14 protein-coding genes are annotated in these 16,528 nt (G+C 40.7%); 9 read left to right on the top strand and 5 right to left on the bottom strand.

Annotated elements, in window-relative coordinates:
• Positions 1-79: 79 nt before the first annotated feature.
• From AK823_RS09825 to AK823_RS09815, 3 genes are all read right to left on the bottom strand, one after another.
• The gene (locus AK823_RS09825; protein WP_068328687.1) at positions 80-1,288 is read right to left on the bottom strand and encodes an alpha-hydroxy acid oxidase; all 1,209 of its coding nucleotides are present in this window, start codon (positions 1,286-1,288) and stop codon (positions 80-82) included.
• A gap of 192 nt (positions 1,289-1,480) precedes the next feature.
• Positions 1,481-3,241: an L-lactate permease gene (locus AK823_RS09820; RefSeq protein ID WP_068328684.1), complete on the bottom strand. Its 1,761-nt coding sequence runs from the start codon at positions 3,239-3,241 to the stop codon at positions 1,481-1,483.
• A gap of 245 nt (positions 3,242-3,486) precedes the next feature.
• Complete coding sequence (locus tag AK823_RS09815) at positions 3,487-3,795, bottom strand: glutaredoxin family protein (protein WP_068328682.1); 309 nt, start codon at positions 3,793-3,795, stop codon at positions 3,487-3,489.
• 199 nt (positions 3,796-3,994) lie between these two features.
• Here AK823_RS09815 and mtgA point away from each other — a divergent pair, with 199 nt between their 5' ends.
• Together mtgA and ppk1 are read left to right on the top strand one after the other, a co-directional pair.
• Positions 3,995-4,681 (top strand): monofunctional biosynthetic peptidoglycan transglycosylase, encoded by a 687-nt coding sequence (gene mtgA, locus AK823_RS09810; RefSeq protein ID WP_068036887.1) that lies wholly within the window; start codon positions 3,995-3,997, stop codon positions 4,679-4,681.
• A gap of 210 nt (positions 4,682-4,891) precedes the next feature.
• Positions 4,892-7,198, top strand: a complete 2,307-nt coding sequence (ppk1, locus tag AK823_RS09805) for a polyphosphate kinase 1 (protein ID WP_228138842.1) — start codon at positions 4,892-4,894, stop codon at positions 7,196-7,198.
• A gap of 183 nt (positions 7,199-7,381) precedes the next feature.
• On the opposite strand, the gene AK823_RS09800 is transcribed toward ppk1, so the two are convergent.
• Positions 7,382-7,915, bottom strand: coding sequence for a DUF2058 domain-containing protein (locus AK823_RS09800; RefSeq protein ID WP_068328679.1), 534 nt, complete (start codon positions 7,913-7,915; stop codon positions 7,382-7,384).
• Positions 7,916-8,234: 319 nt separating this feature from the next.
• On the opposite strand from AK823_RS09800, the gene AK823_RS14155 reads away from it, so the two are divergent.
• The 4 genes from AK823_RS14155 (at position 8,235) to AK823_RS09785 (ending at position 9,558) form a co-directional block, all read left to right on the top strand.
• Entirely contained in the window at positions 8,235-8,405 is a 171-nt protein-coding gene (locus AK823_RS14155; protein WP_203226557.1) for a hypothetical protein, read from the top strand.
• Between the two features lie 40 nt (positions 8,406-8,445).
• The gene (locus tag AK823_RS09795; RefSeq protein WP_068036880.1) at positions 8,446-8,736 is read left to right on the top strand and encodes a hypothetical protein; all 291 of its coding nucleotides are present in this window, start codon (positions 8,446-8,448) and stop codon (positions 8,734-8,736) included.
• An 82-nt stretch (positions 8,737-8,818) separates the two neighbouring features.
• Positions 8,819-9,217, top strand: coding sequence for a hypothetical protein (locus AK823_RS09790; protein ID WP_068328675.1), 399 nt, complete (start codon positions 8,819-8,821; stop codon positions 9,215-9,217).
• A 104-nt stretch (positions 9,218-9,321) separates the two neighbouring features.
• Entirely contained in the window at positions 9,322-9,558 is a 237-nt protein-coding gene (locus AK823_RS09785; RefSeq protein WP_068328671.1) for a hypothetical protein, read from the top strand.
• A gap of 115 nt (positions 9,559-9,673) precedes the next feature.
• Here AK823_RS09785 and AK823_RS09780 read toward each other — a convergent pair whose 3' ends face one another.
• Entirely contained in the window at positions 9,674-10,408 is a 735-nt protein-coding gene (locus tag AK823_RS09780; protein ID WP_203226556.1) for a tRNA-(ms[2]io[6]A)-hydroxylase, read from the bottom strand.
• A gap of 690 nt (positions 10,409-11,098) precedes the next feature.
• On the opposite strand from AK823_RS09780, the gene AK823_RS09775 reads away from it, so the two are divergent.
• The 3 genes from AK823_RS09775 (at position 11,099) to AK823_RS09765 (ending at position 16,443) form a co-directional block, all read left to right on the top strand.
• Positions 11,099-13,297 (top strand): malate synthase G, encoded by a 2,199-nt coding sequence (locus AK823_RS09775; RefSeq protein ID WP_068328668.1) that lies wholly within the window; start codon positions 11,099-11,101, stop codon positions 13,295-13,297.
• A gap of 576 nt (positions 13,298-13,873) precedes the next feature.
• Positions 13,874-15,049 (top strand): porin, encoded by a 1,176-nt coding sequence (locus tag AK823_RS09770; RefSeq protein WP_068328665.1) that lies wholly within the window; start codon positions 13,874-13,876, stop codon positions 15,047-15,049.
• 272 nt (positions 15,050-15,321) lie between these two features.
• Positions 15,322-16,443: a porin gene (locus tag AK823_RS09765; protein WP_068328662.1), complete on the top strand. Its 1,122-nt coding sequence runs from the start codon at positions 15,322-15,324 to the stop codon at positions 16,441-16,443.
• The last annotated feature ends 85 nt before the right edge of the window (positions 16,444-16,528 follow it).

The following is a 16,528-nucleotide window of genomic DNA, read 5'->3' as shown; positions in this document are numbered from 1 at the left end:
GATGATAGATAGAGTATAAGGGCTAACGGTTAGATAGACAAAGTTGTCGAATATAAATCTACTTGTGTAAAACTAAAATCTACCAGCGCATTGGTGGGACATAAGGTAATGCCGACTTGAGCTGCTCGTAAGTCCCTTTGACTAAAATATCATCCGTCACCTGATTAATATCAGTATGACCACAGAATGCCATACTGATATCACATTCTTTATGGATAATTTCAAGCGCACGGCGCACCCCATCTTCACCATAAGCACCTAGCCCGTACAAGAAAGCTCGCCCAATCATAGTGCCTTTTGCACCTAAAGAGATGGCTTTTAAGACATCTTGACCGGAGCGAATACCACTATCGAGCCACACCTCGATATCACTATTTTCGGCATGAACCGCCTGCACGATATCGCTCAAAGCAGAGATTGAGGAGGGCGCACCATCTAATTGACGGCCACCATGGTTTGAGACCACCAATGCATCCGCACCACTACGGGCAGCCAAGATAGCATCTTCAGGCTCCATAATACCTTTTATAATTAGCTTGCCGCCCCATGCATCTTTGATACGTGCGACATCATCCCAGCTCAAACGCGGGTCGAACTGTTCTGCTGTCCATGCTGAAAGTGAGGACATATCAGCGACGTTTTTGGCATGTCCGACGATGTTGCCAAAAGTACGACGTTTGGTACCAAGCATATTTAGACACCATTCTGGCTTGGTCATTAGATTTAAGATATTGGCGAGGGTTGGTTTGGGCGGCGCGGATAGACCGTTTTTGATATCCTTATGACGTTGACCAAGTACTTGCAGATCAGCTGTCAAAATGAGCGCGGAACAATTTGCCGCTTTGGCACGGCGGATAAGATTGGCCATAAAGTCCTGATCACGCATGACATAGAGCTGAAACCAAAACGGCGCACTGGTATTTTCAGCAACATCCTCAATAGAGCAGATACTCATGGTTGATAGTGAAAAAGGCACGCCAAATTTCTCTGCTGCCCGCGCCGCATGAATCTCGCCGTCCGCCCACATCATGCCAGTAAAACCAGTTGGTGCAATCGCAACTGGCATTTTGACTTGTTCGCCAATCATCTGCGTCGCAAGGCTACGATTGTCCATATTTACCAATACCCGCTGGCGTAACTTAATACGATCAAAGTCCGTCTCATTATTACGGTAAGTGGTTTCAGTCCATGAGCCTGAATCGACATAATCGTAAAACATACGCGGTATTTTGCGCTCGGCAACACGGCGCAGATCTTCAATTTCGGTAACTTTGCTCAAGTCTTTCATGGAGGTTTCCTGTATAGCTAAATAGCTAAGCTAAAGTATCGGTAAAATAGCGTTTATAATATGTGGTTCATAATCATAATATAGAAACTATAATACCAATATGACGCTATCAGAAACAATCTAATAGCGTCATATTAAGTGTTGATAATCAATATATATAACTTGGTTAGTGATTCATGTAACCTTGCAATATTAACTAACGACTCGTTTTCTATTTGTCAGCGACATGATACTAAAGAATGCTATCGGCCAAATCACAGCTAAAGCCCACCACCATAGTTGACCGAAGATAATAGCCATACCGATAAAACCAGCTTGTATCACATAATAAGTCATTGCCACCAATGTCTTTCGTATAACATAACCTTCTTTATCCATCAGACCGACTACCGCACAAGCCGCGACCACATTGTGCACGGCAATCATATTACCAGCGGCACCGCCGACCGCTTGCAGAGCGACAACTTGCGCTGCAAGATTACTATCGAGACCGATTTGGCTAGCAGTTGACCATTGAAAATACGAGAACATCATATTGCTAACCGTATTTGATCCGGCAATGAAAGCGCCCATCGCTCCGATCCACGGCGATACTAGAGGCCATGCATTTTGAAACGCACCAGCCGCACTTTCAGCCAGTAATATTGGCATAGCCGGTAGCGCAGTAGCAACTTCAGCGGCTGAGCCTGAATTAATGAATACTTGTACCATAGGCACCGAGAATAGCAAAGCTGGTGCGGCGGCAACCATGGTCTTCGCCGAATTACTCCAACTGCGCTTAACGGCTTGACCGTTCATTTTAAACAATAAGATGCACAATAAAGAGCTGATAATTAGAATCGCTCCAGGAGAGTAAGCAAGCTGTATTTTACTAGAAATAGTCGTACCAAAGAGATTGCTAAATTCAATCGTAGTCAATTCACCAGTCAAAAATGCTTTAAGCGGTGCAACGACCCTAGTTATAATTAATAGAGCGATAACGATGAGATAAGGGGAAAACGCACGAATTAAAGAAAATTTTGGTGCAATCGAATCATCATATTTTTCTTCATCAAGTGACCCGAGCCAGTCCTTGTCCCATTTGGCACGTGGTGCAAAGTCAAAAGTATCTTTTGGCATCAAAAAGCCACGTTTCGCGGCAGGCAGTACAATCATTAGACCGATAAAACCACCAACGAGCGATGGGAATTCAGGACCTAGATATTTGGCTACTAAGAAGTAAGGGATAGTAAAGCTGAGACCGGCAAATATTGCAAACGGCCATACTTTTAGTCCTTCAACGAAGGAGCGTTTTTCGCCAAAGAATCGGGTTAAGAACGCACTTAAAATTAGCGGAATTAAAAAGCCCACTAGCGCATGGATAAGACCAACGTTACCAGCGATTTGTAGTAGATAGTTCTCCGCAGAAAGTGGCGCAATGGCCTGTGTAATATCTTGCTTATCGTTGATACCCGTCCAAACACCGAGTAATATGGGGGTACCAACAGCACCAAATGATACGGGTGTTGATTGAATAATGAGAACTGCCATAACAGAGGCCATGGCCGGAAAACCTAAAGCCAATAATAGCGGCGCACCAATAGCAGAGGGCGTACCAAATCCTGAGGAACCTTCTACCATCGAGCAGAATAACCAAGCGACAATGATCGCTTGAATGCGTCTATCGGGCGAAATATCCATAAAGCCTTTACGAATAGCGACAATAGCGCCGCCTTCTTTTAACGTATTCAATAATAAAATAGCGGCAAATACAATGAATAAAAGCGTGAGAGCGATGATGATGCCATTTGTAGTAGCTGCTGCTACTTGGGCACCACTCGCTTGCCAAACGAACAAGGCTAAAAGAGCGGTCACTAAATAGGCAACACTCATAGATATTTTTGCCGGTAGGCGCATCACTACCAGCAAAACTAAAACGACTAAAATTGGTGCGAGGGCCAAAAAAGTATACATTATCAACAATCCTTATCGATAAATGTTCAGATCCGTAGTCAATATCGGACTGATCGTAGGGCTAGGTTTATAATCTCAAATGGTGATAATCCTTATCTAGTCAATTTACTATCTTGACCATTTAGTCAAAATAGCAAAAGTTTGAATTTTATACTAGTAAATAATCAAGGCTGAAACAAATAAAATAGTAGCTGATTTTCAGAGTGTTATTAACAGTAGGCTTGAAGGTAAAAGTAACAAGAGATTTATAGTAACTGCTGCAAATCCATGACTGAAAATGGATAGTCTAATCGTTTTGATGGCGTCAGAATTACGGGGATGGTAGTGGCAAACTCCATCATCAGATCTTCATCAAATTCTGCGATATCAACATGCTGATATTCGATAGGTTGTACGCTTTGAAAGCGCATTATAAGTTGCTCAGCGATTTCACACAGATGACAGCCAGAGGTACCGAGTAGCCACCAGTTATCAAAATTTTCATCGCTGCAAAGATTTGGGCTCGCTTCAATGATACGTGCGCGCAAGGCAGTTATATTATTGTCATTATGCATGTTTATTCTCTTCTTTTAATACCTATTATAAAGTACCAGCCTTAAATACCTAGATAAAAAGTGAATACTGTTTAGAGATCATCACATGATAAAGAAATGGGGTAAATAATGACAGCGATTGTGAGATTAGGTAAGATAGCCTGCTGCTTATCATTAGCTGACAACTTTTATTATTTTTAATTATTCGGATACTTTGCGCATGGCAAGTTTTGGCAAATTTATTAAACGACTATTACTGGCATTAATGTTGTTAGTCGTAGCATTCCATGTATTAGTAGCTGGACTACTATTAATTTGGAAAACCCAGCCAATTAATAACAGTATGTTTATGCTAACTCACCGACTTACAGGCGGCACGGTCACTCAGACTTGGGTAGAATATGACGACATTGCTAAATCTGCTAAGCAAGCGGCGATTGTCAGTGAGGATTCAACTTTTAGTCAACATAATGGCTTTGATTTTAAAGGTATTGAGGCTGCACGCAAGAAAAACGAAGAAACAGGTAAGATGTCTGCTGGTGGCTCAACGATTACTCAGCAGTTAGCAAAGAATTTATTTTTGACCTCACATCGTTCCTACATTCGTAAAGGTGAAGAAGCTATTGTCACCGTCATGATTGAAACCATATGGGACAAGCAGCGTATCTTAACAGCTTATCTAAATGTGGCAGAATTTGGCAACGGCATTTACGGTGTTGAAGCTGCTGCTCAAAATTACTTTAATAAGTCCGCTGCCAATCTTAATCGTGATGAATCAGCACTGCTAATCGGGATGCTGACCAATCCTAAGTACTATGAAGACAACCAAGGTGATAGAAGCTTACGTAACAAGCAGCGGATTATCAAAAAACGTATGAAGAATGCGGTATTACCACAAGCGAGTTAATGGTCTGACTTTATTTGCCCTATTATTTATTTGCTCTATTAATAGGTAAAACAAGTGATTGCATCAACAGTGAGAGTTTAGTCGTTCGTATATAAAAATAATATTGGTTGAGTAGGTGAGAGATAGTTGCAGCCTTATGCAGTTGCGGTAATATGGATGCCAGGGCATGATAGCGATTGACAATGATGGATTATAATAAGGAGTGGTTGCATGACACAGGCGAAGATGAATCAAAATAGTGATACTGAAGTCAACAAAACTAAAGTCAGTGATGTTAATAATAGCAGTGACAATGCTAGCAACCACAGTGTTAACAACCGTAATGAGAGCAACCACGATCAGAACACTCAAATTGATAGCGCTTTCAAAAATGCAGAAACTTATATAGTAAATGATAACTTGACCCAAATTGCGTGGCAACGCTCAGAAGATGGCAGCTACTCACCCAGCAGTTATATCAACCGCGACTTGTCTTTATTGCAGTTTCATCTACGGGTATTAGCGCAAGCAGCAAGCCCGCGTCATCCGTTACTCGAGCGCTTATTCTTTTTAATTATTTTTTCGTCCAATATCGATGAGTTCTTTGAGATTCGTGTTGCTGGTATTATGCAAAAGCTAAATATTGGTGATGTCTCTACCAGTGCTCATGGTATGCGCCCAAGTGAAGTTCTCAACGAGATATCCACAGTAACGCACGATGCTATTGATGAACAATATCGTATTCTCAACGAAGACATCCTACCAGCCCTCGCGAAAGAAGATATCCGTTATTTAAAACGCGATGAGCTCAATGCCGAGCAATCAGCATGGATGAAACGTTATTTTACTGAGCAAGTATCGCCAGTATTGACGCCGATTAGTATTGATCCTGCGCACCCGTTTCCGCGCTTAGTGAATAAAAGCCTTAACTTTATCGCTACGTTAGAAGGCAAAGATGCCTTTGGTCGCGATATTAATCTCGCCATTGTGCCAGCGCCGCGTAGTTTACCTCGCGTTATTCGTTTGCCTGATGAGCTGACTGGTGGTAAAGAGCATCATGTCATGCTCTCTGCTATCATTCATGAGCATATCGGCGAGCTGTTCCCTGGCATGAATGTAACAGGCTGTCATCAATTCAGGTTGACACGTAATGCGGACTTGGACTTGGCGGATGATGTCGAAGATATTGCCAAAGCCCTTGAGGGTGAGCTTGAAAACCGTCGTTTTGGTGATAAGGTTCGTTTAGAGGTCACGACTGATTGCCCAACCCCTATCAGTGACTATTTGCTCGATGAATTCGAGCTACATGACAATCAGTTATATCGTGTCAATGGACCAGTAAACTTAACACGGTTGCTATTTGATTTTAATATTCCAGCGCTACGTTATGAACCATTCACCCACATCGTACCCAAACCGTTCCGCCGTGAGGCTGATAAGCTCGACAAGAGCACCAGCATGTTTGCTGCTATGCGTAAAGGGGATGTGTTGGTACATCATCCTTTTCATGCGTTCTCACCTGTTATCAATTTATTATGGCAAGCCGCCAGTGATCCAAAAGTCTTAGCAATCAAACAAACCTTATACCGCTCAGGCACCAATTCAGAAATCGTACAGGCGCTGGCCGCCGCTGCTCGTAATGGCAAAGAAGTCACCGCTATCATTGAGCTGCGCGCACGCTTCGACGAAGCATCCAATATTGCAGTTGCCAACTATCTGCAAGAAGCAGGTGCGGTCGTGGTTTACGGTATCGTTGGCTATAAGACTCATGCCAAGCTCATGCTTATTATTCGCCGTGAGGATGAAAAAATTCACCGTTATGTACACTTAGGTACGGGTAACTATCATGCAGCTAATGCCAAGGTCTATACTGACTATGGCTTATTTACTGCTGACCCTGACATCTCAGAGGACGTGCATAAAATCTTCCAAGAGCTGACTGGTATGGGCAAACCTGCCAATCTCAAAAAGCTACTGCATGCGCCATTTACCTTACATGAAAAGCTAATGAGCTTTATCGATGCTGAGATTGCACATGCTAGAGCTGGTAAACGTGCGCGTATTATCATTAAAGCCAATGCTCTGACTGAACGTCGACTGATTGATAGGCTATATGATGCGTCGCAAGCAGGCGTTAAAATTGAGCTAATCCTGCGCTCGATGTGTTGTCTGCGTCCGCAAGTACAGGGATTGTCTGAGAATATCACCGTGCGCTCAGTCATTGGCCGCTTTTTAGAACACACCCGCATCTATTATTTTTATAACAATGGCGACGAACGTATGTATTGTGGAAGTGCTGACTGGATGGATAGAAACTTGTTCCATCGGGTCGAAGTCGCATTTCCCATTGAAGATAAAAAGATATTTGCACAAATTTATCAAGACGGCTTGCAGAACTATCTACAAGATAACGTTCAAGCATGGACGCTTGATGGCGATGGACGTTGGCAGCAGGTTCAGCCAGTAGCGGACGAACCACTACATATTGCACAAGAGCATTTATTGAAAACTATCAATCATGTCGGTGAAAAAAGTTAACAATAATCTTAGAGGCTGTCATCGATTAGCATATCCTTTATTTTGAACTGGATATAGAGCAACATATTTAGTAAAAGCTCATTTAGTAAAAGCTCATTTAGTAAAAGCTCATTTAGTAAAAGCTCAGTACTAAAAAACCCTTCGTAGATTACTTAATTCTATGAAGGGTTTTTAGTTTAATGACTACCACATCAGATCGTCTGGAATCACATAGGCTGCATAAGGGTCGTCATCTGCTAGCTCAACATCTGATTTATCGTTAGACACCACCATAAACCCTTCTAATTTAGCATCGATACGATCTGCTAAGGGACGAGGAAGTAGAGCATAACCCTCTTCCAGTCGTGCAATAACCACATGACCAGCCACTATTTGGTCATATAGTTTTTGAGTGATATGAATTTTTTTCACTTTAGATTGATCAACAAACTGGTAGCTTACATCACCCTGTATATCTTTAATCTGATGTTGTTTAATCATTTGGATGATATTAGCATTTAACATTTTCTGTTCTAAGATTTGCTGTTTTTCCTGATTAAGCTTTTGATCCTTTTCTACTTTTTTGGCTTGGGCTTCTGCTAGGGCTTGTTTAGCTTCAACAGTTGATGGATCGCCAGTACGTTTGGCATGCTGAGACTGTTTACTTAATTGCTTGGCTTTTTTGCTATCAACCAATCCCGCTTTTAAGAGTTGAGCTTGTAGGGCATTTTTGGCCATAATCTGATTACCTAAATAATAAACCGTAAGTCTTAAAATCTAAAAATACATGGTAGCAAATTTTGCTACAGCGTGTCGTGAGTTATGCCAAACGATGCAAGAAAATACAGAAATGTCATGCTCTCGATAATCTGCTGGCTTAATATAGTGGATTACAAACTGTCCTTTAACATCACATTTATTCACATATTGATACTGCAGTACACTAGTGAAGAAGCTCATTATCTACCTATAATTGATACTGGTATAAGTAAGATTCATTTAAAATTAGCAGATAAAAAATTCATTTATAAACATAAATAATAGTAGAGGCTTTCTAATGAGTACTAGCAAAAATGATACTTCAGATATTAAACAAGCAGCAGAAAATGCCAGTGTTGAACAAATTGAGAACAATCTAAAAGAGACTAAGCAAGTCAACATGCCAGAAGAGTTGACTAAAGAGCAGGCGACACCTTTTATTGACGAAGAAGTCCGTACTGATAAATAGGTAAGTAATTAAATTGGGCAATACCAGCGAGGGAGACGCTATGACAACCTACAAAGACACTAACAATAAAGACATGGATGACAAAGATATCAGTCGTGAACGACATGATAAAAAGCTCTCGGTCAATGATCCGACAGTGTCGCATCGACCAAACCCTAAAGGGAGCTATGCGGGGCGTAAGCACGAGCCAGAAATAGACGGACCGATAGAAGACTCTCAAGAGACTGATGAGATATATTCTGATCCACGTAAAGAAGAAGATTTGCCAGCAGGTGGTAAAAATGTTGGCGATTTAAATGCCTACGATCTTAGTCAAAAAGGCAATGAATAGCTTTTGATGCTGGTGCTATAACAAACGTCAAAACACCCTAAACAAGACACTTTAAATAATATACGGCAACAAGGACAATCTAATGGAAACTAAAGATCCCGCGCTCACCAAGACTCCTATTATGGATAGTAGCTTAGATAATAATGATGTTGATAGCAAATCGTTAGCAGAAAAAACAGCAATGACTCGCGAAGAGGAATTTCACGATAGTCGTCATGAAGTCGAAACCAATACTACTGTTAATAAGGGTACTGATACCTTTGAAGAAGGGATAGTCGGTTCTGAGCATGTTAATGACGGTGACAATCCAGCACGTCAGCCTGACCGCCGTGACCAAGAAGGCAATGCTTTTGACGAAAATATTAACGAAGATACTGTGCGTAGTGAAGCACCTAAAAGTGAAGGTATTACTGATATGAATCGATATGCCAATATTGATAATGCACAAACACGTACTTTAAATCCGGATGAAAAAGATTAAAGTTTAAAGATGGTGGGGATAGCAGTTGTCTATTCTCTTCATTCATCTTGTATAAAATGGTTTTTATTTGATTTGTCTGGTAATTATCGTAATAAGGAACGCTAATGAGTATCTCAAAAGATAGCAATATTAATGAAGGACATGAACTGGATAAAGAACGTGAAGTAGACAAAGAGTATGAGTTAAAGGATGCAGACGATAATAATGGCATCGTCCCAGATGATGCTTTGCAAAAAGTGAATCCTGCTGCTGCTGAGCGCAAAAGTGCCGATCATGATCCGCATAATGTTGCTAAAGGTAGCAAGCAGTATGACAGTCCACTAATGGAAGATGATAAATAATTAAATACCTTTATATAAGGCACAATTAAGAAGATGTTGTAACTGATTGAGCCAAATACTCCAATCGGCTACAACATTTTTTCATATTTGTACCAGTTAGTATTCTAAGGATTTTTTAAGCAGGTGTACCGCTATGAAAACGTAGCTCAGTATCTGGACTAGATATTAATTCTGCTTCCACTTCTTTAAAGAAGGCGACTCGTTCATCAATATTATCGTCAGACAATGATTGCGCCAGTGCCAAATAATCCTCAAAATGGCGGCTTTCTGACTTGAGCAAGTATCGATAGTATTTTGCCAAGCGTTCATCATCGATTACCTCAGCAAGTGCGGCAAAGCGTTCGCATGAACGTGCTTCAATAAATGCTCCAATTATCAAGACATCTACCATCGCTGCTGGCTCGTAGGTGCGTTTGTGTCTTAGCATGCCCTTGGCATAACGACCGGCACTTAGATATTTCCAGTCTTGACCGCGATCATTCATGATACCCAGCACTTGCTCGTAGTGCAGCATTTCCTCACGTATCAGTTGGGCTAACTTACGCTGTAAGTCGTAAGAAAACTCATAACGGAATATTAGATTCATCGCAGTGCCCGCTGCTTTTTTTTCGCAGTTGGCATGGTCTTGAATAATCAATGGCAAGTTCGCAATAGCAGCATCTACCCAAGCTTGTGTAGTTCGACTACCTAAGAACGCATAGATAGGGGATAAGTCTACCTTTATAGGTGCTCGCAATTGTGTGATATCGGTACTGTCTTCATTCTGCAAGTCATTATCTTTTATGCTGTTTGATAGATTGTCTATTAAATTCTCTACTGCTGGCTTATGGCTTATATTATGATTATTCATAGTCTGATATATCTGTATTAAAAGGAAGTAGTGGTCAGTGAAAGCGGCTAAAAAATACAAAAGTAGGCGGTTTAGCTCATTGTTATAAGTAGTGAGTAGTATAACAGTAGGCTGTTACGAGATGAATAATCACAGAATACTATAAACAGTTGAAGGCTACCAAGATATATAACATTTAAGCATTGCTTCACTCTGTAATGATTACTTACAGTTTATACTTACCCTCAAGTCATCTCTTCAACTAACATTAGTTATGATGCTTAGGGCTTGTGCCTTATACAGTATCATTTTTATACAACCCCGTTATTTATTTACTAAATGCCTTTTTGTTGTTTATTTTATTATTTGATAGTAGGATGATATTTTGCTTCTAAGCTATTTTGTCTTACTATTAATTGTTAACTGATAAGCTAAAGACGTGTAGCTCTCTACCAGATGCATGTCAGCATACTAACGATTAATGATATTTTGAAACAAAAGATAATATAGCCACTATATAGATAACCTCATCTTAACTATTAAAAAATTACTAGATTGCTAGTTAAGATGGGTTGTATTCGGCTTTATCAACTTCGCTTAACATCGTATTCACATTTAGACTGAATGCAAAGTGCTAAACATATCTCAATTTCACCAGTTACTATAATAAATCATTATTGACTTCCATCATGAACAGATAAGGACACTACTATGAGCCAGACTTCTCACCCTAATCGTATCCAAAAAGGCATTCTTGCAATTGACCAGCAGATGTATGACTTTATTGAAAATGAAGTGCTACCTAAAGTTGGCGTTGATTCGGATAGTTATTGGTCAGGTTTTGAAAAGGTGGTCAAGGAGTTTATTCCGCGTAACAAAGCCCTGCTAGCCAAACGTGACAAAATCCAAGGTCAGATTGATCAATGGCATTTAGATAACCCTGCCAAAGATGGCGAAATTGATTATCCTGCCTATAAGACATTCTTACAAGAGATTGGTTACCTATTACCAGAAGGCGATGATTTTAAAGTAAGTACAGAAAACGTTGATGACGAGATTGCTCATATCGCAGGGCCACAGTTGGTAGTACCTGTACGAAATGCTCGCTATGCGCTCAATGCTACTAACGCACGCTGGGGCAGCCTGTATGATGCCTTATATGGTACTGATGTCATTAGCGATGAGAATGGTCAAGAAGCGACAGGTGGTTATAATCCTACTCGCGGCGCTGCCGTCGTCGCTTATGCCAAAAAATTCCTAGATGATAGCTTTGCGCTAGCATCAGGCTCATATAATGATGTTACTGGCTTTAAAGTAGTGGATGGTAAGCTTGAGATTGCTCAAGGTGATAGCAGCACGCAGCTGCAAGATCCAGCTAAGTTTGTCGGTTATGTTGGCGAGGTAGATAGTCCTACTGGTATTTTGTTAAAGAATAATAATTTACATGCTGAAATCCAAATCGATGCTAATAATCCAGTTGGTAAAGATGACCCAGCCAATATCAAAGATGTATTGCTTGAATCAGCGATTACCGCTATTCAAGATTGTGAAGATTCTATCGCTGCCGTAGATGCAGAAGAAAAAGTCGAGGTCTATCGCAATTGGCTCGGTCTTATGAATGGCGACTTGCAAGAGACTTTTGAAAAAGGTGGCAAGACCCGTACTCGGAAACAAAACCCAGATCGTGAATACACCACACCAGAAGGCGGTAAGCTTATATTGCCAGGTCGCTCATTATTATTAATCCGTAATGTCGGTCACTTGATGCAAAATCCTGCAATCTTGGTCGATTTGGGCAATGGTCAAGAAGAAATTTTTGAAGGATTAATGGATGGCTTAATTACACCGTTACTATCCTTAAATGACATCAAAGGTAGGAACGAGCTATCAAACTCCCGCAAGGGCTCAATGTATATCGTCAAGCCAAAAATGCATGGTCCTGAAGAAGTGAAGTTTGCTAATGACTTATTCAATGCTTCAGAAGACTTATTAGGCTTAGATCGTAACACTCTCAAAATCGGTATCATGGATGAGGAGCGCCGTATGACGGTCAACCTCAAAGAAGCCATTCGTCAAGCTAAAGAGCGCGTTATCTTTATTAATACAGGCTTCTTAGATCGTACTGGTGATGAGATGCATACCAGTATGAATGCAGGACCATTCGTGCGTAAAGGTGATATGAAGTCACAAGCATGGCAACCTGCATATGAGCAATGGAACGTTGATATCGGTCTAGAGACTGGTCTACAAGGTCATGCTCAAATCGGTAAAGGTATGTGGGCAAAGCCTGATGAGATGAAAGAGATGATGGACACTAAGGCAGCTCATCCACAATCGGGCGCCAATACAGCATGGGTACCATCACCGACAGGCGCAACCTTACACAGTATGCATTATCATCAAGTGAACGTCGCTGAGGTACAAGACAGTCTAAAGTCACGCAAACGTGCAAGTTTAGATGATATTTTGACCATTCCATTAGCCAAAGACACCAACTGGACAGACGAAGAAAAGCAGCAAGAGCTTGAGAATAACGCTCAGGGCATCTTAGGCTACGTTGTACGCTGGGTAAACCAAGGTGTTGGCTGCTCTAAAGTACCGGATATTAATGATGTCGGCCTAATGGAAGACCGCGCGACTCTACGTATCTCAAGTCAACATATCGCCAACTGGTTACACCATAACGTAGTCAGTGAGCAACAGGTGATGGATGCGATGAAGCGTATGGCAAAAGTCGTCGATGAGCAAAATGCTGGCGATGCTGATTATCAGCCGATGGCTACTGACTTTGAACATTCGTACGCATTCAAGGCAGCATGTGACTTGGTATTTAAAGGTTGTGAGCAGCCTAATGGCTATACTGAGCCATTATTGCATCAAGCACGTCTTGACCTAAAAGCTGGCGCATAACTCAACTAAATAGAGAAATGAAGCTTTATTGCTTCAATAATGAAACAATATTTATCAAAATACGCTTAATTTAAAAATATTTATTTAGGTTTCTTTAGCTAGTGAGCCTCAATAATTAGCTCTGAGTAAGTAGTTTTACTAATTATCTTCATAAGTAGCGCCACTAGTCGTTTCAACGGCTAGTGGCGTTTTTTATGCTTTTAAATTTAGATTAATGAATATTTGTCGTATTTAATCTCACTTTGATTTTTTTTAAAATCTGTCATTAAACGCTAAAAAAGATGTTGCAAATTATGTCAAAGTTGTTATGCTTGTACTCGAAGTATGAGTTTGGTAACGGATGTTACACACTAGAGCAATAAAGACCTAAGTTTACATGGCAGTTACTTTTTCGGTCCCATTCATGTAAGTCATGGTTTTTTTATCTTACGGTAATAGAAATTCGCCACACTTGTTCCTGACTAATCTCGGTAGCCAGTTACACATTATATCTTTGAGGATTTGTGACGATACCATTATGAGCACCAGCTAATAATAGCTAGCTTATTACTAAAATTGTAAAGTGGAGATACCCCCATGAAAAAACTACTTTTAGCTACAGCAGTTGCTGCCCTATCTGTATCTGCAGCAAATGCAGCGCCGACTCTGTATGGTAAAGCATTCGTAACTGCCGACTATGTTGACGTTGAACGTGATGGCGCTGGTACAGACAACGACGTAAATAATGATTCTGTACAAGTCAACTCAAATATTTCACGTTTAGGCTTTAAAGGCTCTGAAGCAATGACTGCTAACACTGATGTTATCTATCAGTTAGAGTATGGCATCAACATCGATGACAGTGGTAGTGACAATATTGGTTTTAGAAGCCGTGATACTTACCTTGGTCTAGATAACAAAAACTACGGTCAGTTCCGTTTCGGTCGTAACTATTCAGTTACTGATTACATCAATAACGTAACCGTTACTGAAGGCTTCTGGGATAACTTGGGCGTTAGCAATCTTGATATGGATGGTAGTGTTCTTGATGCTGTAACTATGGCTGATGGTGGCCGTGTTAACAACTCAATCGTATGGAAAGCACCTAAATATAATAACCTACCATTAGAGCTTGCTCTACAGTATGGTGCTGATGAATCTTTTGTATCTGACAACGATGATCGCAACAGCGGTTTTGGTGCTTCATTGATGTTTGATCAAGGTGCTGGCTTCACTGCTGGTATTGCTTATGAAAAAGATATGAGCCTTTCTTCTACTAGAAATGTTGTTAATGCTGATGGTAACCCTATTATTATCGGTGGCACTACTGTTGTTGACGCTATTACCGATGAGGAAGTTCTTATTGGTGGCGAAAACCTTACTCGTACCAGCGGTGGTGAACTTATCCGTGGTAGTGCAACTGTCGATTTAGGTAAGTACATGGCAGCGCCAGTTACTCTAGGTGCAATGTATCAAGTAGCTGATTTTGACTTTGCTGGCTCTGAAAAAGAAAAAGGTTTGGTTGTAAGTGCTGAAATGGGTCTAACCAACTTTGCTCGCCCAGCTGCTGTATATCTACAGTATAACGGTACTAAAAACCTAGCTGGTATTGACAACCGCGACTCAGATCAAGTTGTTCTAGGTGGTAAATACATGTATAAAGACAACATGATTGCCCATGCTTATGTTGGTAACAACTCAGCTGAAGACAATGATAGTAGTACTGATCTTGATGTATTCGCTATCGGTGGCGGTCTAGAATATAAATTCTAATTTAAACATTAGAACTTGAATCTAAAAAACTCATCCTTCGGGGTGGGTTTTTTTGTGATAAAAACAGGAAGGTCTAGACTAGTATGGCAGTTGTCTCAATAATTACAGTTGTGTAAATTTGGATTTTTTCATCTTACGGTAATATGAATTTGCTACTTTAGGGTCTGAACAGTTTTAATAGCTCGTTATATAGTATGGCTGTAACGACACCATTATATTTCCCAGCCAATCTTAGCCAATTTATCACTCAAATCGTAAAGTGGAGATACCCTTTGAAAAAACTACTTTTAGCCTCAGCAATTACAATGCTATCAGTTTCTACCGTTCAGGCCACACCAACCGTTTACGGCAAAGCATTCGTGACCACTAATTATGTCGATGCTGAACTTAATCGCCAGTCTATGGATATCCCCAACGACGCTATCAATGTCAATGAGGATAACAGTTCAGTACAAGTCAGCTCGCATTCTTCACGCCTAGGATTTAAAGGATCTGAGGCGATAACGGCCAATACTGATGTCATTTATCAATTAGAATACGGTATCAAAATTGATGACAGTGGTAGCAGCAACATTGGTTTTAAAAGCCGTGACACATATCTTGGTTTAAAGAATAAAGACTATGGGCAATTTCGCTTTGGTCGCAATTATTCAGTCTCTGATTATATTAACAACGTAACCGTCAATGAAGGTTATTGGGATAATATCGGCTCAAGCTCTCTTAGTGATGGAGGCACACTTAGTGAAGCGCTAACCTTGACTGATGGTAAGCGTATCAATAATTCAATCGTGTGGATTGCGCCTAAGTATAGTGGCTTACCGCTAGAGCTTGCACTACAGTACAGTGCTGATGAAGCTTTTGTAACTGATAGCGATGATCGCGATAGTGGCTTTGGTGCTTCATTAATGTTTGATCCAGGTACGGGCTTTACTGCTGGTGTTGCTTATGACAAAGACATGAGTACTAATGGTGAAATGCTTCGTGGCAGTGCTAGTGTCGATCTCAGTAAATACGTTGCTGCTCCTGTTACTTTAGGCACTTTGTATCAACAAGTAGACTTTGATGGTTATGATGATGAAGAGAAGGGTCTAGTCGTAAGTGCTGAAATGGGTTTAACCAACTTCGCTCGTCCAGCCTCTGTCTATCTCCAATATGATAAGACAGATAACTTAGGCGGCCTTAGTGGCAATGATTCAGATCAAATCGTATTAGGTGGCAAATACATGTTTAAAGACAACATGATTGCGCATGCCTATGTCGGCAAAAACTCTGCTGATTTGGAAAATGGTCTTCTCGTTGTTAGAAACAATGATGATGATACTACTGATCTAGTTCAAGCTCGTGGCGATGCCGATGTACTTGCTATCGGTGGCGGTCTAGAATATAAATTCTAGATCAAAACATTGCATAGCTAGCATGCTAAAAGACTCATCCTTCGGGGTGGGTTTTTTTCATTGTGCCAACATTAATAGAGAAACA

The organism is Psychrobacter sp. P2G3 (assembly GCF_001593285.1).
Lineage (GTDB): Bacteria > Pseudomonadota > Gammaproteobacteria > Pseudomonadales > Moraxellaceae > Psychrobacter.
The sequence above is the reverse complement of the archived record's forward strand: the minus strand, read 5'-3'. Positions and strand labels throughout refer to the sequence as shown.

Coding starts and splice junctions, on each gene's coding strand:
- AK823_RS09825 (WP_068328687.1), bottom strand. CDS start 1,288: ATGAAAGACTTGAGCAAAGTTACCGAAATTGAAGATCTGCGCCGTGTT.
- AK823_RS09820 (WP_068328684.1), bottom strand. CDS start 3,241: ATGTATACTTTTTTGGCCCTCGCACCAATTTTAGTCGTTTTAGTTTTG.
- AK823_RS09815 (WP_068328682.1), bottom strand. CDS start 3,795: ATGCATAATGACAATAATATAACTGCCTTGCGCGCACGTATCATTGAA.
- mtgA (WP_068036887.1), top strand. CDS start 3,995: ATGGCAAGTTTTGGCAAATTTATTAAACGACTATTACTGGCATTAATG.
- ppk1 (WP_228138842.1), top strand. CDS start 4,892: ATGACACAGGCGAAGATGAATCAAAATAGTGATACTGAAGTCAACAAA.
- AK823_RS09800 (WP_068328679.1), bottom strand. CDS start 7,915: ATGGCCAAAAATGCCCTACAAGCTCAACTCTTAAAAGCGGGATTGGTT.
- AK823_RS14155 (WP_203226557.1), top strand. CDS start 8,235: ATGAGTACTAGCAAAAATGATACTTCAGATATTAAACAAGCAGCAGAA.
- AK823_RS09795 (WP_068036880.1), top strand. CDS start 8,446: ATGACAACCTACAAAGACACTAACAATAAAGACATGGATGACAAAGAT.
- AK823_RS09790 (WP_068328675.1), top strand. CDS start 8,819: ATGGAAACTAAAGATCCCGCGCTCACCAAGACTCCTATTATGGATAGT.
- AK823_RS09785 (WP_068328671.1), top strand. CDS start 9,322: ATGAGTATCTCAAAAGATAGCAATATTAATGAAGGACATGAACTGGAT.
- AK823_RS09780 (WP_203226556.1), bottom strand. CDS start 10,408: ATGAATAATCATAATATAAGCCATAAGCCAGCAGTAGAGAATTTAATA.
- AK823_RS09775 (WP_068328668.1), top strand. CDS start 11,099: ATGAGCCAGACTTCTCACCCTAATCGTATCCAAAAAGGCATTCTTGCA.
- AK823_RS09770 (WP_068328665.1), top strand. CDS start 13,874: ATGAAAAAACTACTTTTAGCTACAGCAGTTGCTGCCCTATCTGTATCT.